Origin of the sequence: Cupriavidus sp. UME77 (genome assembly GCF_014170355.1) — a bacterium.
Classification (GTDB): Bacteria; Pseudomonadota; Gammaproteobacteria; order Burkholderiales; family Burkholderiaceae; genus Cupriavidus; species Cupriavidus basilensis.
Window position 1 is genome coordinate 47,695 of the sequence record NZ_LZZU01000006.1, and the last position, 16,891, is coordinate 64,585.

8 protein-coding genes are annotated in these 16,891 nt (G+C 62.7%); 4 read left to right on the forward strand and 4 right to left on the reverse strand.

What is annotated here, in order from left to right; genetic code table 11:
* Positions 1-377: 377 nt before the first annotated feature.
* Positions 378-5,888, forward strand: a complete 5,511-nt coding sequence (locus A9975_RS02045) for an AAA family ATPase (RefSeq protein WP_183031182.1) — start codon at positions 378-380, stop codon at positions 5,886-5,888.
* 81 nt (positions 5,889-5,969) lie between these two features.
* Here A9975_RS02045 and A9975_RS02050 read toward each other — a convergent pair whose 3' ends face one another.
* The gene (locus tag A9975_RS02050; RefSeq protein ID WP_255503030.1) at positions 5,970-7,025 is read right to left on the reverse strand and encodes a porin; all 1,056 of its coding nucleotides are present in this window, start codon (positions 7,023-7,025) and stop codon (positions 5,970-5,972) included.
* A gap of 566 nt (positions 7,026-7,591) precedes the next feature.
* Here A9975_RS02050 and A9975_RS02055 point away from each other — a divergent pair.
* On the forward strand, positions 7,592-8,635 hold the full coding sequence (locus tag A9975_RS02055; RefSeq protein ID WP_255503017.1) for an AraC family transcriptional regulator: 1,044 nt from the start codon (positions 7,592-7,594) through the stop codon (positions 8,633-8,635).
* Between the two features lie 147 nt (positions 8,636-8,782).
* On the opposite strand, the gene A9975_RS02060 is transcribed toward A9975_RS02055, so the two are convergent.
* Positions 8,783-9,259, reverse strand: a complete 477-nt coding sequence (locus A9975_RS02060; RefSeq protein WP_183031184.1) for a Dps family protein — start codon at positions 9,257-9,259, stop codon at positions 8,783-8,785.
* Between the two features lie 222 nt (positions 9,260-9,481).
* Positions 9,482-10,681, reverse strand: coding sequence for an FAD binding domain-containing protein (locus tag A9975_RS02065; protein WP_183031185.1), 1,200 nt, complete (start codon positions 10,679-10,681; stop codon positions 9,482-9,484).
* 252 nt (positions 10,682-10,933) lie between these two features.
* On the opposite strand from A9975_RS02065, the gene A9975_RS02070 reads away from it, so the two are divergent.
* Positions 10,934-11,593 carry a DsbA family protein gene (locus A9975_RS02070; protein WP_183031186.1) on the forward strand — a complete coding sequence of 220 codons (660 nt, stop codon included), beginning with the start codon at positions 10,934-10,936 and terminating at the stop codon, positions 11,591-11,593.
* A gap of 134 nt (positions 11,594-11,727) precedes the next feature.
* On the opposite strand, the gene A9975_RS02075 is transcribed toward A9975_RS02070, so the two are convergent.
* Positions 11,728-12,696: a TIGR03571 family LLM class oxidoreductase gene (locus A9975_RS02075; protein ID WP_183031341.1), complete on the reverse strand. Its 969-nt coding sequence runs from the start codon at positions 12,694-12,696 to the stop codon at positions 11,728-11,730.
* 753 nt (positions 12,697-13,449) lie between these two features.
* Between A9975_RS02075 and A9975_RS02080 the strand changes: the two genes are divergently transcribed.
* On the forward strand, positions 13,450-16,848 hold the full coding sequence (locus A9975_RS02080; RefSeq protein ID WP_183031187.1) for an EAL domain-containing protein: 3,399 nt from the start codon (positions 13,450-13,452) through the stop codon (positions 16,846-16,848).
* Positions 16,849-16,891: the final 43 nt, after the last annotated feature.

A 16,891-nucleotide genomic window follows, 5' to 3' on the forward strand; every position in this document is an offset into this window, starting at 1 on the left:
GGCGGCGTTTCCTCCGGCTCGTGCCATTGCCGCTGTCTTGCGCACAAGAGAACAAGGAAAAGCACAGAAGTTCAAGCCAGCGGACTGGCACCCCGCGTACATTACTGTTGACGCAGCGTTTCTCCGGCACCGAGCAGATTCGGCTGGCGCGCGTCACGCATGCCACGGGGAGGGCCACGCATGACTGCGATGCTAGCGACGTTCGCCCGCGTCCTCGCCATTAACGGAAGCACGGGGGCACGAGCCGCACGAGAGTGCGCCCCCCATTCCGTCCTCAACCATCTCGAGCCTTTTGCCGCACGTTTTGCCGCACGCTATCCAGCGCACCGTCGTGGTATGCCCGCATCTGCTACCAATCCCAAGGTGGGGTACGGCAGATGAAGCGATCGCTCCGCTTCTGCGTCGAGGGGGATACCCGCGCCCGGATCCTGTGGAAGGATAGCGACCGCGTTCTCGGCCGCTGGATCATCGAACTCGACGGCCGGCAGACGCCCGTTCTGGCGGTCTGGCCCGCCACCGAGCGCCCGACTTCCTCCAATCTCTCCCGCCTCACGCACGAATATGGCCTGAAGGAAGAGTTGGATGGGACGTGGGCAGCCCGGCCACTGGAGCTTGTGCGCGAAAGCGGTCGCACGGCACTGCTGCTTGAGGACCCCGGTGGCGAGCCGCTAGCCGGGATGCTGGGATCTCCCATGGAGCTGGGCCGGTTCCTGCGCCTGGCCATCAGCATCGCCGCGGCCCTGAGCCAACTCCATCGGCGACGCCTGATTCACAAGGACCTCAAGCCGGCCCACATTCTGGTCAACGATAACCTTGGGTCGGCCCGGCTCACGGGCTTCGGCCTTGCCTCACGCCTGGCGCGCGAGCGCCACGCGCCAGGTCCGGCCGAGGAGATTACCGGCACGCTGGCCTATATGGCCCCCGAGCAAACCGGGCGGATGAACCGGCCGATCGATGCCCGCAGCGACCTCTACGCATTCGGTGTCACCCTTTATCAAATGCTGACTGGCGTATTGCCATTCGCTACCGACGACCCGATGGGACTGGTCCACTGCCACCTGGCCCTGCAACCCATGCCACCAGTCCAGCGGAGGCCAGGTATCCCGGCGTTGCTCTCTGACCTGGTGCTGAGGCTGCTTGCCAAACCAGCAGAGGAACGCTATCAGACGGCGGCAGGGCTGGAAGCTGACCTGCGGCGCTGTCTGGCCGAATGGGAGAAGCGGGGCCGCATTGATGCGTTCCCTCTTGGCGCGCATGACGTGCCCGAACGACCGATGACCCCGTCACGGCTCCACGGACGCGAGCGCGAGATACAGGCGCTGCTCGCTGCCTACGATCGGGTCATGGCGGACGGTGTGCTAGAGCTTGTGCTGGTCTCGGGGTATTCCGGGATCGGCAAGACTTCGGTCGTACACGAATTGCGCCAGACCGTGGTATCCCGAGGTGGACTTTTTTCATCGGGCAAGTTCGATCAATTCAAGCGAGACATTCAGTATGCGACGCTGGCACAGGCGCTGCAGAGCCTGATCCGCCCACTATTGGGCAAGAGCGAGACGGAGCTCGAACCTTGGCGCCAGGCACTGGACACGGCGCTGGGACCGAATGGCGCGCTACTGGCGCCCCTCATTCCAGAGCTTGAGTTGATCCTTGGGCCGCAGCCGCCTGTAGCGGTCTTGCCGCCAAGGGACACGCAGCACCGCCTCCATCAGGTATTCCAGTGCCTGTTAGGCGTCTTTGCCCGGGTCGAGCACCCGTTGGTGCTCTTTCTCGACGATTTGCAATGGCTGGATACGGCAACGCTCGATCTGCTCGCATACCTCGCGACTCAGCCAGAGATGCGCCATCTGCTGCTTGTTGGCGCCTATCGCAGCAATGAGGTAAAGCCCAGTCATCCGTTGCTGCAACGATTGTCGGCCATACGCCAGGCCGGCGGGCAGGTGCGTGACGTCAAGCTTGCCCCGCTTGGTGTGACCGACATTGGCCGGCTGATTGCCGATGCCCTGCGCTGCCCGCCGGCGCGCGTTGCCGCCCTGGCTGGTCTCGTACAGGCCAAGACCGCTGGCAATCCATTCTTCGCCGTGCAGTTCCTCACGACCCTGGCGGACGAGGAGTTACTCTCCTTCGATCAACGAGGCGTGGGCTGGTCCTGGGACCTTGAGCAGATTCTGGCCAAGGGCTTCACCGAAAATGTTGCGGACCTCATGCTCAGCAAACTGGAGCGACTTCCCGAGGGGACACGGGATGCACTGCAGTTGTTGGCTTGTCTTGGCAACGACGCCGCGATCACGCTGCTGACGACAGTGCATGGAGGCAACCAGACTCTCCTTGAGGAAGCGCTGTGGCCGGCGATGCATGCTGGGCTCGTGGTGTACCAGGAGGGAACCTGCCGCTTCCAGCATGACCGCATCCAGGAGGCCGCCTACCGGCTGATCCCCGAGGGTGCGCGGCCGGCGGCACACCTTGAAATCGGTCGACGACTGGCCTGCGGCACGCCGCGAGAGGCCGTCCCGGACCGCATCTTCGAGATCGTCGGTCAGCTCAATCGCGGCACCGCCCTGATTCACACTACCAGGGAGCGAGAGCAAGTGGCCGAGCTGAACCTGCTCGCTGGCGAACGTGCCAAAGCGGCAACAGCCTACGCATCGGCACTGAGTTGCCTTGCCGCCGGAGCTGCCCTCCTGCGGGGAGACGCCAGGAAGCGCCGCCCCGAGTTGGCTTTTGCGCTCGATCTCCACCGCGCCGAATGTGAGTTCCTGACTGGCGCGTTGCCCGCGGCGGAATCGCGCCTTGCCGACCTCGCGGATCGCGCCAGCAGCCTTCCTGGCCTGGCTCACGTCACCCAGCTTCAACTGGAGCTGTTCCTGGCCTGCGGCCAACGCGCGCGCGCCGTCGAGGTGGGCCTCGACTACCTGCGCCGTGCCGGTATCCAATGTCCGGCAAAACCGGACAAGGAAGACGTGCAGCATGAATACGGCCGGATGTGGCAACTGATTGGCAACCGCCCCATTGAAGCACTGCGTGACCTGCCACTGATGACGGATGAGGTCTCCAGGGGCACGATGGATGTCCTGACCGCGCTCATGTTGCCAGCCTGGTACACGAACGTTGAACTGGGCTCGCTCATTATCGGCCGGATGAGCAACCTCAGCCTTGAGCATGGCAACTGCGACGCATCGTGCCTGAACTATGCCTGGCTCGGCCTGATCCTGGGTCCGCAATCCGGTGACTACGATGCCGCGTTCCGCTTTGGTCAGCTGGGCGTGGACCTGGTAGAGCAGCACGGACTCGATCGCTTCAAGGCCCGCGTCTACCAGGCATTCGGGGGCCACGTCATGCAGTGGACTCGCCCGATTCGGACCGCGCGCAGCCTGGTGCAACGCGCTTTCGACGTGGCGAGCAAGCTCGGCGATCTCACCTATGCGTCCTTTGCGCGCAACAACCACATTACCCAGATGCTCGCCATTGGCGAGCCGCTCGCCGAGGTGCAGCACGAAGCCGAGTCCATGATCGACTTCGCGTACAAGGCGAGGTTCAGGCTGGCCGTGGACAGGGTCACGCCCCAGCTCCAGCTGGTCCGCTCGCTGCGCGGACGAACGCAGGCCCTCGGTACCTTGAATGATGCCGGCTTCCATGAGGAGTCATACGAGCGATATCTTGATGAGCCCCCGGGCCCCACGCTCGCCACCTGCTGGTATTGGGTCCGCAAGCTGCAGGCCCGCTATCTTGCTGGCGACTACGCAACCGCATTGGCGGCGGCAGATCGGGCGGAACGACTGCTGTGGACGTGTCCATCGTTCTTCGAGCAAGCGGAGTACCACTTCTACGCCGCACTGGCGCACGCCGCTCACGACATCTCGCGCGTGGAGCCAGAATGGACCAGGCGCATCACGGTTATCAGCGACCATCATCGCCAACTGCTGCTCTGGGCAGAACATTGTCCGGAGAACTTCCAGACCCGCGCCGCCTTGGTGGGTGCCGAGCTAGCCCGCATCGAAGATCGAGAAACCGATGCGATGAACCTCTACGAACAGGCGATCCGCAGCGCGCGAGACAGTGATTTCATCCATAACGAGGCGCTCGCCAATGAACTGGCAGCGCGCTTCTACGCTGCGCGGGGATTTGAGAAGATCGCCAGGGTCTACCTTCAGGATGCCCGCCACGGCTACCTGCGTTGGGGCGCCGACGGCAAGGTTCAGCAACTTGACGGGCTCTTTCCACACCTTTGCGGTGAAGAGAGCCCGCCTGAGCCGACTGCAACGATTGGGCTGCCGCTTGAACGCCTGGACCTTGCGACGGTAATTGCCGTCTCCCAGGCGATCTCGGGCGAAGTGGTACTGGACAAACTGCTCGACACGCTCATGCGCACGGCGCTCGAACAGGCAGGCGCCGAGCGCGGAGTACTGGTCCTTTCCCGGGGAACCGAACTGCACATCGTTGCCGAAGCCACAACCCGCGGCGACGCAGTCGCCGTTCAACTGCTCGACGAGAGCGTGTCCGCGACGATGCTGCCTGTATCGATGCTTCACTATGTCCTGCGCGCCCGCGAGAACATCATCGTCGACAACGCCATGACCCAGAACGCGTTTGCTGACGATCCGTACATCCAGCGCCAACACGCCCGTTCGATCCTGTGCCTGCCATTGCTGACTCAGGCCAAACTGATTGGCGCGCTCTACCTCGAGAACAACCTTGCCCCGCGCGTCTTTGCGCCGGCCCGGACCGCGGTACTGAAACTGCTCGCCTCGCAAGCCGCAACCGCGATCGAAAACGCCCATCTGTACCGCGATCTCGCACAACGCGAAGCGAAGATCCAGCGCCTGTTGGAGGGCAACTTCATAGGCATCTTCATCTGGCACCTCGACGGCCGCATTCTTGAGGCCAACGACGCGTTCCTTCACATGCTTGGCTACCAACGCGACGATCTCGCATCGGCCAGCCTCAGTTGGGCTGACCTGACGCCTCCGGAATGGCATGCGCGCGACGCCAGGCTGGCGCAGGAGTTCAGGCTGACCGGGAGCGTGCCGCCGCCGTTCGAGAAGGAGTTCTACCGCAAGGATGGCAGCCGCGTTCCCATGCTGATTGGGTCCGCAAGCTTCGAAGAGAGCGAGGAACAAGGTGTCTCCTTCGTGCTCAACCTGACTGAGCGCAAGCGCGCCGAAGAAGCTCTGCATTCTGCGCAGGCCCAGCTTGCTCACGTCACGCGGGTAACAACGTTGAGCGCACTGACGGCATCGATCGCACACGAGGTCAACCAGCCATTGGCCGCAATCGTCACCAACGCCAATTCGGCTCTGCGCTGGCTCGCCCGTCAGCCTCCCGATCTTGGGGAAGTGCACGACGCGGTGCAGAGCATTGTCCAGGCCGGGCATCGCGCCGGTTCGGTGATCGGGGGGATGCGTGCGCTGTTCAGGAAGACGACCGCCGCCAATATGGCGCTGGACCTGAACCGACTCATCGAAGACACCAGTTCCCTCGTCCACTGCGAGGTGATCCGTCATCAAATCCTGGTCCAGACCGATCTGGCCGCCGACCTCCCGCAGGTCGTGGGAGATCGTGTGCAGTTGCAGCAAGTGCTGCTAAACCTCTTGATGAACGGCATCGAGGCGATGAAGGACGTGACGGACCGCCCCAGGGTGCTGCGGATTCAGTCCCGGCGCGACGCGGCCGGAGCCGCCCTGGTCGCGGTTCACGATACCGGCATCGGGCTGGAACCACAGGCTGAGGAACGAATCTTCGATGGCTTTTATACAACGAAGACGGAAGGCCTGGGCATGGGTCTCACGATCTGCCGAATGATCGTCGAAGCGCAGGCAGGCCGGCTGTGGGCAAGCGCGAACACGCCTTTCGGCGCCGTCTTTCAGTTCACCCTGCCACCCGCGCACGACTAGAGAACTGGACCGGCGTGGCAGCGATGGACACGCCGAATGGAATCTGGGGCCTTCCTCTAATTGGACATTGCCGCTACCAGCCTAGAAGTTGTGCCGCATGCCTAGCGCAAAAGTCTGAGGATCGGCGCCGGCGCGAGTGCCTAGCTGATTGATCGCAAAATCGTAAATCGCATTCTTCTTGTTCTCGATTCGGCTGTAGTACGTGAACAATGCCGTGCGCTTTGACAACGGATACTCGTATCCAATCGTGAACTGAATGGCGCCTGTATCCGACCCACTGCGGAAATATCCAATGGTTTGCGTCGACGTACCGGTGCCGTCAGTCGCATAGGCAAACCCAGCGCGCACACTGCCCGGCCCAAGTTGCTGTACCAATGATGCATAGTAGGCATTGCGCTGCAGGCTGCCGGAGTCGGTTCGGTAATGCAAGTGTTCGTACACCATTGCGATGCGCGTGCCGGTCAGTACCTGATAGGACAGGCCAAGTTTCAGGGCATCGTCGTTACGGCCGGCCGCCTGATAGTTGTGATGAACTTCATAAGCCATGGTGGCATTGAAGGGACCACGGTCGAACACAAGCGCGGCCGAGTACAGCGCGGGATTGCGCGGTACGCTGAGTTTTTCCTCCGGCATGCCCACGCCCAGCCAAAGGCTGGCGCCGGCGAGCTGTGGCGAACGGTACTGCACGATGTTCTTCTGACGACGATCGAACGAGCTGGTGTCTTGGACATTGTCCGAACTCGAGGTCGAGCCGTTGCCAATCAGTGCCATGTAGCCGGCCGTGGTCGGGTAATACGGGTCGTAGGCCATGGTTGCCTCGGTATACGGCGTATGCCAATGCCCCATGAACAGCAGACCGTATTCGCTTTGCAGTCCGATACGCGAGTTGCGGCTCGCGATCTGGCCTTGCCCCGTGTCCACGGACAGGTTGCTTTCGATCTGCCAGACCGCCTTCAGGGAGCCGCCCAGTCCTTCTTCTCCGCGCAGGCCCCACACCGACCGATTGTTGGTCTGCCTGACGACGCTCCCCAACGACGTACCGTCGGTTGCCTTACTGGCGCTCGAGTACTCGATTGCCGTGTTCAGGCGGCCATAGACGGTTACGGAGCTATCGCCAAATGCCGAGGCGCTGATCATCAAGAGCGCCGCACAAATGCAAGCTTGTTGATTAGCGCGCTGCATCTTCTTGATTCGAGTTGCTATCCGTTACCAGCGTCGGGCGCCGTGACCACGAGTGGCCGGCTTCCTGCGTATGTTTTTCTTTGCTCATGGAATGGCTCATTTGGTGTGAAATCGATCAGCGAGCGGGAACCGGGACGATGTGGCCCAACCCCGGAAAGGCGTCTCGAAGTCGCCCAGCATCATGCGATAGAAGCCGGAAGCCTGGGTGCGGGCCTGTGGCGCCGCCGCGTGCGCGACTGGCACGAGCCCATCCACGAGCACAGTGAGAACCAGGCATATTGTGCGGATGCGCAAGAAGCAAGAGCGGACCATGGGGGCAGTATCGATGGCTGGATGAATGCAAAAGCGCCTTGCCCTTTTTAGCGATCACCGTAGACACTGTCCATGGGTCGACGCCGGGCACGCTGCCTGCGGATCATCGCGCATTGCCCCGTAGCTGGCATTCATACAAAGGTATGGGTGGCTAGCCTGTGGGAGCCGTGGTCCAATATGCGCACCTAGGGCGGGCCGGAGCCATTGCCATGATTGATCCAGCCATGCCGGTGCTCGATGCACCGGATAACCCTGACGGCAGCGGGCCGGCCCTGGCGCTGGCAGCCCGCGCGGTCCAGGTCGCACCCACGGAGCAGCAATGGCGGCGGCCTCCACACTCCGAGGCCGCATCGGCATCCTGTCATCACGGGCTTCTGGTGTCGCGCTGGCTTTGCGATGGCGCCGCACCACTTGAGGTCACGCACCCGGGTGACGCCCAGCGGCATTGCATTGCGCTGGCGCTCCGGTCGAGTTCGATCCGCCTGCTGTGTGGCGGCAGGCCCATCATCGATGGCCGCCTGCCAGCCGGCGCCGTGCAAGTGACCGCGCCCTCCACGCCTGCCTCGGCGGTGTTCGGTTCCGCCAGCGACATGCTGCATCTGCACGCGCCGCAGAACGCGATGGCTGAGTGTCACGCCGACCTGTTCGGGCATGCGCCAACCAGCGACATCGTTCTCGATGACCCATTCCCGTATGTCGACCCGGTGCTTGAACGGCTGGGCCAGGCGCTGGTCGTGGCGCACCTGCAGGATCCGGGGCTGGGCCGCATGTTCGCCGAAAGCGTGGCGATAGCCATCGTTTCCCGCGTGGTAGCCAGTCATTTCCACCGTGCTGCCACCCATCGACGCGAACCCTCCAGGTTGCCCCCGTGGCGGCTGCGCCGGGCACTGGAGTACATCGAAGCCAATCTTGCCGCGCCAATCGGGCTGGCGGACATCGCCGCTAGCACGGGCCTGACGCGCATGCATTTTGCTGCGCAGTTTCGGCGCGCCACTGGCATGCGTCCGCACGAGTATCTGCTGCGCCGTCGCATCGAACACGCGCAGGACCTGCTGCGCCATGCCGGGCATGGCGTGCTTGACGTGGCACTGCGCTGCGGATTTCGCTCGCAGGCGCACTTCACGACAGTCTTCAAACGCTTTGTCGGAGACACGCCCCACTGCTGGCGTGTCAAGGTTGCATCCACTTCAGGGAGCTCGCATCCCTGCAGTTCGCGCTCACCGCGATCTTCCATATCCTGTGGCCAATCCTGACGATCAGCCTCGCCGTCTTTGGCTTTGTCGTGGCGTTGGCGCGAAGCGGGCTTCATCGGGATCACGATGTACGGCTGGGATCGGGTTCCAGCTTCCCTGCTCGCGACGGACCGGCCGCAAGGCCAGCCCGTATCGTGAAACACCTGCCTATTTCGCCGCTTCCGCGAGGAACCAGGCGCGACGCTGCGCCTGGTCGATCCAGGTTTCAAGCAAACCGGCGGTAGCCACATCGGCGTGATCATCGCAAGCATGGTGTGCCTCAAGCATGGCCGCCACCAACGTCAGGTTATCGGCATGCAGCTCACGCAGCATCGCATGCGGCGACACCGCCTCCTCGTCGTTGTCTCGTAGCCGCTGCAGGCGCGCAATGTCGCCAATCGAACGCAGCGTGGTGCCGCCGATCTTTCGCACACGTTCGGCGATGTCGTCGGTAGCGGCGAAGATCTCCGCCGCCTGATCGTCCAGCAGCAGATGGTAGTCGCGGAAATGCGGGCCGGACATATGCCAATGAAAGTTCTTGGTCTTCAGATAGAGCGCGAAGACGTCCGCCAGCAGTCCGTTCAGGTGGTCGGAAAGCTCGGTGACAGCAAGTCCGGGGTCAATATCAGTCGAAGCGCGTTGCATGGTGACTCCTGCAGAAGAATGAAGGGCAAACGGAGGCCCGGCTGGAGCATAGCCCCGGAGATCCACGCGCGTCTTTTCCGCAAACCGATGGCTTTCGCAAATGCACTGCGCATCGGGCCAGTACTCATATCTTGATCTGATATCGCCCCCGACTGCATTCCCGTCACTGGCAGACTCCCGCTAACAAGACCCGCGTCCGATGCCGCCCCAGCCCTGCCCCGGTCAGGACTGGGCGATACCCATGATGCGATTGCCCATGTTGATGCCCCACTCGGTCATTCTGGCGCCCTCTTCCAGGCGATCGTGCTGCCAGCTCATCAACGCCGCATCAAGATCCTGTGCATCCGCCAACGCCACGGCAAGGGACACCGCATCGGCAGCCGCCTTTGCGGTACTGCCGGCGGTATGGGGTCGTGGAACGAACGCGGCGTCGCCCGTCAGCAGTACTCGCCCGAACCGCATGCTGGGAACCTGCAGATCCTGAATCTCCTGGACGAAGATCTCGTCAGTGTTCCCGATCAACGCCTGAAACGCGGGATTGGCGTGCGCGACGCCCATCCGCCGTATCCAGTTATCCTGCTCAACCGCGAGCGATCCAGGCGGAACGGAATGACTGCGGCGCTTTCCGTCGTGGTCGGTCAGGACGCCATCGAGCTCGGCGCCGGGCGCAGCTTTCAGATACCAGAGCCAATTGAAGCGGCGGTGCCCCGGGGCGGTGGAACCGTCGACGCCCGGGACCATGTACTGCAGCATCATCGATCCGGGGTCATGCTGGAACACGAAGTTCTCATAGAGCAACGGTCTGGCGGCGTCGGGCAATTGATCTTCCTCGATCAGGCCGCGCCATACCACATAGCCCGCGTAGGTCGGTGCGACATCCGGGAGCATGAGCTGTCGCACGGTGGAGTTCGCCCCGTCCGCGCCAATCAGCAGATCCCCCTCAACCCGGCGCCCGTCGGCAAACGTGGCAATCACGCTGTGATCGTTCTGTTCTACGCCGCTCAGCTGTGCATTGCGATGATAGTGTTCGGCCGGGAAGCTCTTGAGCAGTGCGGAGTAAAGCGTGTTCCAGGACGTCTGGGTCTGCGGCATGCTTTGCCGGTGGCGAATGCCGCCATCACGGCCGAGATAGAGCCTGTCATGCGAGCGAACGCCGAGCGCCCCGTGCGGTTCGACACCCGCAAACGAGAATGCCCGTACCACCTCTGGCTGCAGGACGATGCCGCCACCACGGCTCGTCAGATCGGACGGCGACCGTTCGAATACCTCCACGTCCCACCCCACTGCGCGCAGCGCGGTCGCCGCGAACAGGCCGCCCAACGAACCGCCGATCACCAGCGCCTTGCGCGTTCCCGCGGGTGCAATGCCATCCGCGGCAACGGGCGACGCCGGCCGGCTTCCAAGGGATACATTCGCTTCCATTTCCTGCTCCGCTATGTGAGTACATGGCGCAATGGTAGAAGGCAGCCCGCGATAGCTTAATAGGGCGTCCACGCAACACCGCTTTGCAGAGAAGGCAACACGATGCCCCCTCGATCTGCCGACCTCCCCTCCTCGCACATCGCTTTGCGCCCGATGCAACGCTGGGTTGCGTGCTGATCCCATTCAATCGACATGCGATTGAACCTAACCTTCCCGCATCACAAACGCATCGCGTTGAACCGGAGAATCCACATGGACAAGCAGGCAACCCTTCACTATGTCTACGACCCATATTGCGGATGGTGCTACGGCATGGCGCCGCTCGTGTCAGTGGCCGACGAGACCGAAGGTCTGAAGGTGGTGGCGCACAGCGGCGGCATGCTCGCGGGCGATCAGGCACAGAAGATGTCGACTGAGTGGCGCGACTTCGTCCGCCCGCATGAGGAGCGCATTACCGCGCTCAGCGGCCAGAGATTTGGCAAGGCGTACCAGGAAGGCACCCAGTTCGACTATGACGTGGAGCTCGATTCCGCACCGCCAACGGCGGCGATGCTGGCGGCGGAGTCTGTGGCGGGCACTGGGATCCGCATGCTCAAACGCCTTCAGACTGCGTACTATGTGGAAGGCCGGCACATTTCCGAGCGGGCGGAACTGATCGGCATTGCCGTCGAGCTCGGGCTGGACGCGGGTGCATTCGCGAAGGCCTACGATGCAGCCACGCTGAATGTGACCGAGCACTTCAGGGATACGCAGGCCCTGCTTGAAGCGCTGGGCGGCCGTGGCTATCCGACACTGGCCATCGAAAAGGACGGCAAGCTGTCACGGCTTCACCTGGGACGCTACTTCGGCAAGCCCGAGCGATTTCGCCACGCGCTTGCTGAACTGCTCGCTCCCGCGCAGTCTGCAAACTGAGCGCGCCGCCCGGGTACTTAGCCCGGGCGGTGCGTCGGCCCGGGCAGTGCGGCCAGGAAATCCAGAAACGCCGCTCGACCGGATCGATCGGCATGCCCCGGCTCTCCAGATAGGATGCAAGGAGCTTGTCCATATCAGGCCGCCTTCGCGTGGAAAGCAGGCAGCACCGAAGTTGCGAGTTCATCCAGCACTTCCCGTACCGGCCGCTCCGAGTCCGTGATATTGAAGGCCACGTGATGGATTCCCCCCGCGCGCATCTCTTCGAGAATCGCCACCAGATGCTGGGTGCCCGTCTTGTATCCAAGTCCGATTGCCGTGGGCGGCTCGGATGCGCGTTCACTCAACTGCAGGCGCACCGCAACCCCGAATGCATGGAATTGGCCTGGAGCCACGCGGTCGCACGCCGCTCGCCACATGCTGTGCCGGTCGTGTTGCGTTGCCGGATCGCGATGATAGGTCATCCATCCGATCGAATGACGGGCAATCCAGTCGACGCTCTGCCCGGCGGAGCCGACCGCCAGCATCGGGACCGCGCGCTGCTGGCGCGGCAGCATATAGAACCGGGTCCCATCGTCGGGTTGCCGATCCGCAACGACGCTGGACGGGACACCTACGGCCGCACTCACCACATCCCAATGATTGCGATAGAGGTCTCGCCGCGCGTCGCCGTCTTGCCCGAACGCCGCGTACTCCGGCGGTCTGTCTCCAGAGCCAAGTCCAAGAATGAAGCGCCCCCCCGATAGTTCCTGCGTGGATATCGCCGCCTTGGCGATATGCAGCGGATGCCTGAGCGTAAGGACAATCGCCCCACTCACGAGTATGGCGCGTTGCGTGCGCATGGCGAGTCCCCCCAGTAGCACCCATGGGTCCAGATGACCAACAGGATCGGGGTAGTTGGCGCTGTTGAGCGGCACGTCACGCACCCATAGCGCACGAAAGCCGGCCGCATCCGCATGCTGGGCCAGGTCGAGTTGCGCGCCGTAGTCCACCACTGCCTGGCCTGAACCTAGCAGCGGAAGCACCAGGCCAATGGACAGTTCACGCTCCCGAAAGAGTCTGAGAGCGGCGTCGGCCTGAAACAACTGGGGGTTGTAGTTCGCCATGGTCCATGTATTCGACACAATTGCGTTCCACGAGATGATGCCATTCCTCGTTCTGGACTGCGTAGTGCCGCCTGCAGCAAGGCTTTCCGGCCTTGTATCCACCGCATCACTTTGCGGAATATCATTCCGATGGCCCGAATCAGGGTAAATACCCCGCTCATCAGGCACCGGCACGCTCGACCACATCGCCTTCCTCGCCACCGGCGTCAGACAGATGTGGGAAGCCCTGCACGTGGAAGGCATCCCCTGGCCATCAATCCGGACTCGTGCCCTACCTTTGTGTCATTGCCGATTCATTGCATAACAGGAGCATGACCCCAATAGACATCGTCATCACTGATGACTTCATTTGCCCCTGGTGCTGGATCGGACACCAGTCGCTGAAAGCCGGCATCGAGCAGGCTGGCAGGGAATAAACGCCGTTCGATCGGCGATTCGGAAATTGGCGCAAAGATCTGAAATGCAACAACCCTCCTCTATGGGATCGACGACTCGATCATTGACGATCACATCGAGCTGGATGCGCCCCTTATGTTTGACAAAACACATCCCCCCCCACTTGAGTGGGGAATCCAAAACCGTATTCGACCTTGCCCTTGCTCCAGTTTGGGATAACGTTTTAGAGACAGGTAAAAGAACGCTGTGCATATCCGCGCGCCCGGGTGGCGGCGGCCCAGCAGTAGCCGGCTGACACCATCGCCGCTTGATCGCTTAGGTCTGCAGTCCACAGGTCACGTTCCTGGGGGATATCGTGTGCGCAAGCTACTGACGCAATTGCTGCGTCCGATCGGACGCGTCAGTACAACCGCCATCACACTCGGCACGCTGCTGCTCGGCCTGCTTAGCACGATCGTCGTGCATTCGCTCTACACAGAGTTGCTGGAGAGGGATGCGCGCCTGCGATTCAAGAGCGATACCGACGATATCGCCCAGCAGATCGATACGCGTATCCGGCTCTACACCGACGTCCTGGTAACCATGCAGGCGCTCTTCGGCGCTAGTGATGATGTTTCGCGCGAGGAATTCCGCGACTTCGTCAATGGCCTCAACCTGGAGCAACGCTACCCCGGGTTCCAGACGCTGAACTACGCGCCCTATGTGCCGGCCTCCGAGCTGGCCAGCTTTGTCGCCAGCCAGCGCAAGGACCCAGTCCTGCGCGAGGCTGGAGTGGCGTTCTCCGTCCACCCTGCAGGGAAGCGGCCAGCCTATTTCGTGTTGACTTATGCCGAGCCGTTCCAGAACAACCTGCCGTCGATCGGCATCGACATGGGTGCGGAGCCGGGGCGCCTGGCCGCTCTCGAAAGAGCCCGTGACAGCGGGCAGGCAGTGAGCAGCGGGCGCCTGATCTTCAGCGAGGCCAAAGGTCCTCACGTCGGCATTGCCTTGCGCCTTCCGGTCTACAGAAAAGGCCAGCCGCTCGATTCAGTGGAGCAGCGCCGCCTTGCCTATATCGGCTCCGTTGGTGCTGGCATACGAATCAGCGGGCTGCTTGGGGAGATCGCCGGCAGCGAGCGCGTGTATGGGACTCGTTTCGAACTGTACGACGCCGGGAAACTCGATGGTGATCCGGTGCGACCGTCCCCGGCGACTCTGCTGTATGACAGCGCCGGCGGCATGACGGCCACCGCCCCCACCAGTGCCAAGGCGGCTAGCCAGGCCGGCGCCGCACGGCTCGCCGCCAGCGACGAGCCCCCCGCGCGCCAGCGGGCAAGCGTATCGGACGATCGTTCCCTCCAGCGCAAGGAGTTGACACAGCCGTTTGGAGGGCGGCGCTGGCTCATTGTCTTCTCCGCCGACGCCCAGGCCATGGCGGGCCCGCAACGCTACCTGAAGCGTGTGGTGCTTGGGGCCGGGCTGATCATTACCGCGCTGCTGGCCGGGCTGGCCTACGCGCTATCCAGTGCCCGGTCACGCGCCCTGGCGGTGGCCGATGGCATGACGCACAACTTGCGCGAGAGTCAGGAGGGGCTTGCCCAGGCACAGAGGATCGCGCACCTGGGCGATTGGCGTCTCGACCTTGAGCGCAATGCGGCCTATTTTTCCCGCGAGATGGCCCGGCTGCTGGGTGTGCGAGCGCTGGATCCCACCCCCGACACACTGCTAGGCGCAGCCGATCCCCGTTTTCGCGGGGTGTTGCGGCAGAGGATGCAAACCGCCTTGCGGGAGCACGTCGCTTTTGAGCTCGAATGCCCCTACCGCTCGTCACGCGGACGCATGGGTTGGCTTCACTTCATCGGCCATGCGCATGGCCCACCGGGCACCGCCGTCCTGCGCGGTACCGCGCAGGACATCACACAGCGAAAGCTCATCGAGCAGGCTCGCGCACAGGAGCATCTGGTTGCCTTGCATCTCGCCACCGAGTCTAGCGAAGCCGAAGTCCTGGAAAAAATCATCCATACCTTGGTCGCGGGAATGGAATGGGAGGCGGGTGCATTCTGGCCTTCGGATGCAGGACGTGGCTTGGCGCTTGCGCCGGTTTGCCGGGCCAAAGAGCAAGAACTGGAACCTTGGCTGGCACGGCGGCCGGCCGAGCCGCAGGCAGATCTGGCAAATCAGGCGGACGCACTGACGGAGCCGCGTTGGTATGCGGGCTGCGGTGCCATCGCGCGTTTGCCTCAGCATCGCTGGCTGGCCGACGGGGGCGTGCGAACTGTATTCGCTTTCCCGCTGCGCAAGGGCACGAGCACGCTTGGACTGGTGGAGATGTATTCGCGCACCAAGCGTCCGCGCGATCCACATGCGCTTGCCATGGCTAGCGCGATAGCTAGCCACACGGGCCACTTCCTGCTGCGTTGCCAGGCCGAGGAGACCCTGCGCTTTTTTGCCAATCATGATGCGCTCACTGGTCTGCCCAACAGGTTGATGTTCAAGCGCCATCTCGAGAGCAGCCTCGCTCGTTCCCGCTCCCGGCAACATCGTCTCGATATCCTCTTTGTTGATCTGGACCAGTTCAAGAGGGTCAACGACACAATGGGCCACAACGCAGGCGACGTCTTGTTACGCGCCGTGGCAGATCGCTTTAGCGCCACGCTTGGCGAAGCCAGCCTGATTGCCCGGCTCGGCGGTGACGAGTTTGTCGTACTGGTCGAGCCGATCGACGACTTTTCCCTTTTGCACCGCATCATCAAGCGTATCCAGGCATCTCTCGCCTCCGGCTTTGTCGTCAATGGCAAGGAGCTGCAGGTGACGGCCAGCATTGGCGTCAGCTCCTTTCCTGAAGATGGCAATGACGCGCAGACGCTACTCAAGCATGCGGATCTCGCCATGTATGCCGCCAAGCAGCTCGGCAAGAACGGCTTCCAATACTATGTGCGCGAGATGAGCGTGACGCTGCAGCATCGCATCGACATGGAATCGCATCTGCGCGGCGCGCTCGAACACAATGAGTTCGTGCTGCACTACCAGCCACGCATCTCGCTGGACACCAATGCCTGTACCGGCGTCGAAGCCCTGATCCGATGGCACCACCCGAAGCTCGGCATGGTGATGCCTGCGGACTTCATCCCGGTTGCGGAGGAATGCGGGGCCATCGTGCAGATTGGGGCGTGGGTACTGCGTGAGGCCTGTCGCCAGAATGCGCAATGGCTTGCCGACGGCAATGCCCCGATACGCGTCTCGGTCAATCTTTCCGCAAGGCAATTTGCCGACAAGGACCTGAGGCGGGTCGTGCTCGATGCCCTGAAGCAAGCCGGCTTGCCCGGGTATCTGCTCGAGCTTGAACTGACCGAAAGCATGGTCATGCGCGATGCCGAGCAAGCGGCCCGCTGGCTGTCGCGCCTGAAGCGAACCGGGGTACGGCTGGCCATTGACGATTTCGGCACCGGCTATTCCTCGCTCGCCTACCTGAGCCGCTTCCCGATTGACACCGTGAAGATCGACCGCTCGTTCATACGCTATCTGCCCGATAGCAGGAGCGATGCGCAAATCACGAGCGCAATCATCGGGCTAGGACATCAGATGGAGCTGGAGGTCGTGGCCGAAGGCGTCGAGAACGAGGCTCAGCTGGGCTTTCTTCGCCGCGAAGGCTGTGACGAAGTCCAGGGCTACTACTTTAGCCGTCCTATGCCTGCCGAGGACGTCACCGCGTTCCTCGCCGGCCATACCGTGCACGATCCGCTGCCTGAGCAGGGACCGCAGCCGATGCGCGCCTGATTCTGAATTCGGGCGCGCGCTCCAGCGTCAACTCAACAATAGG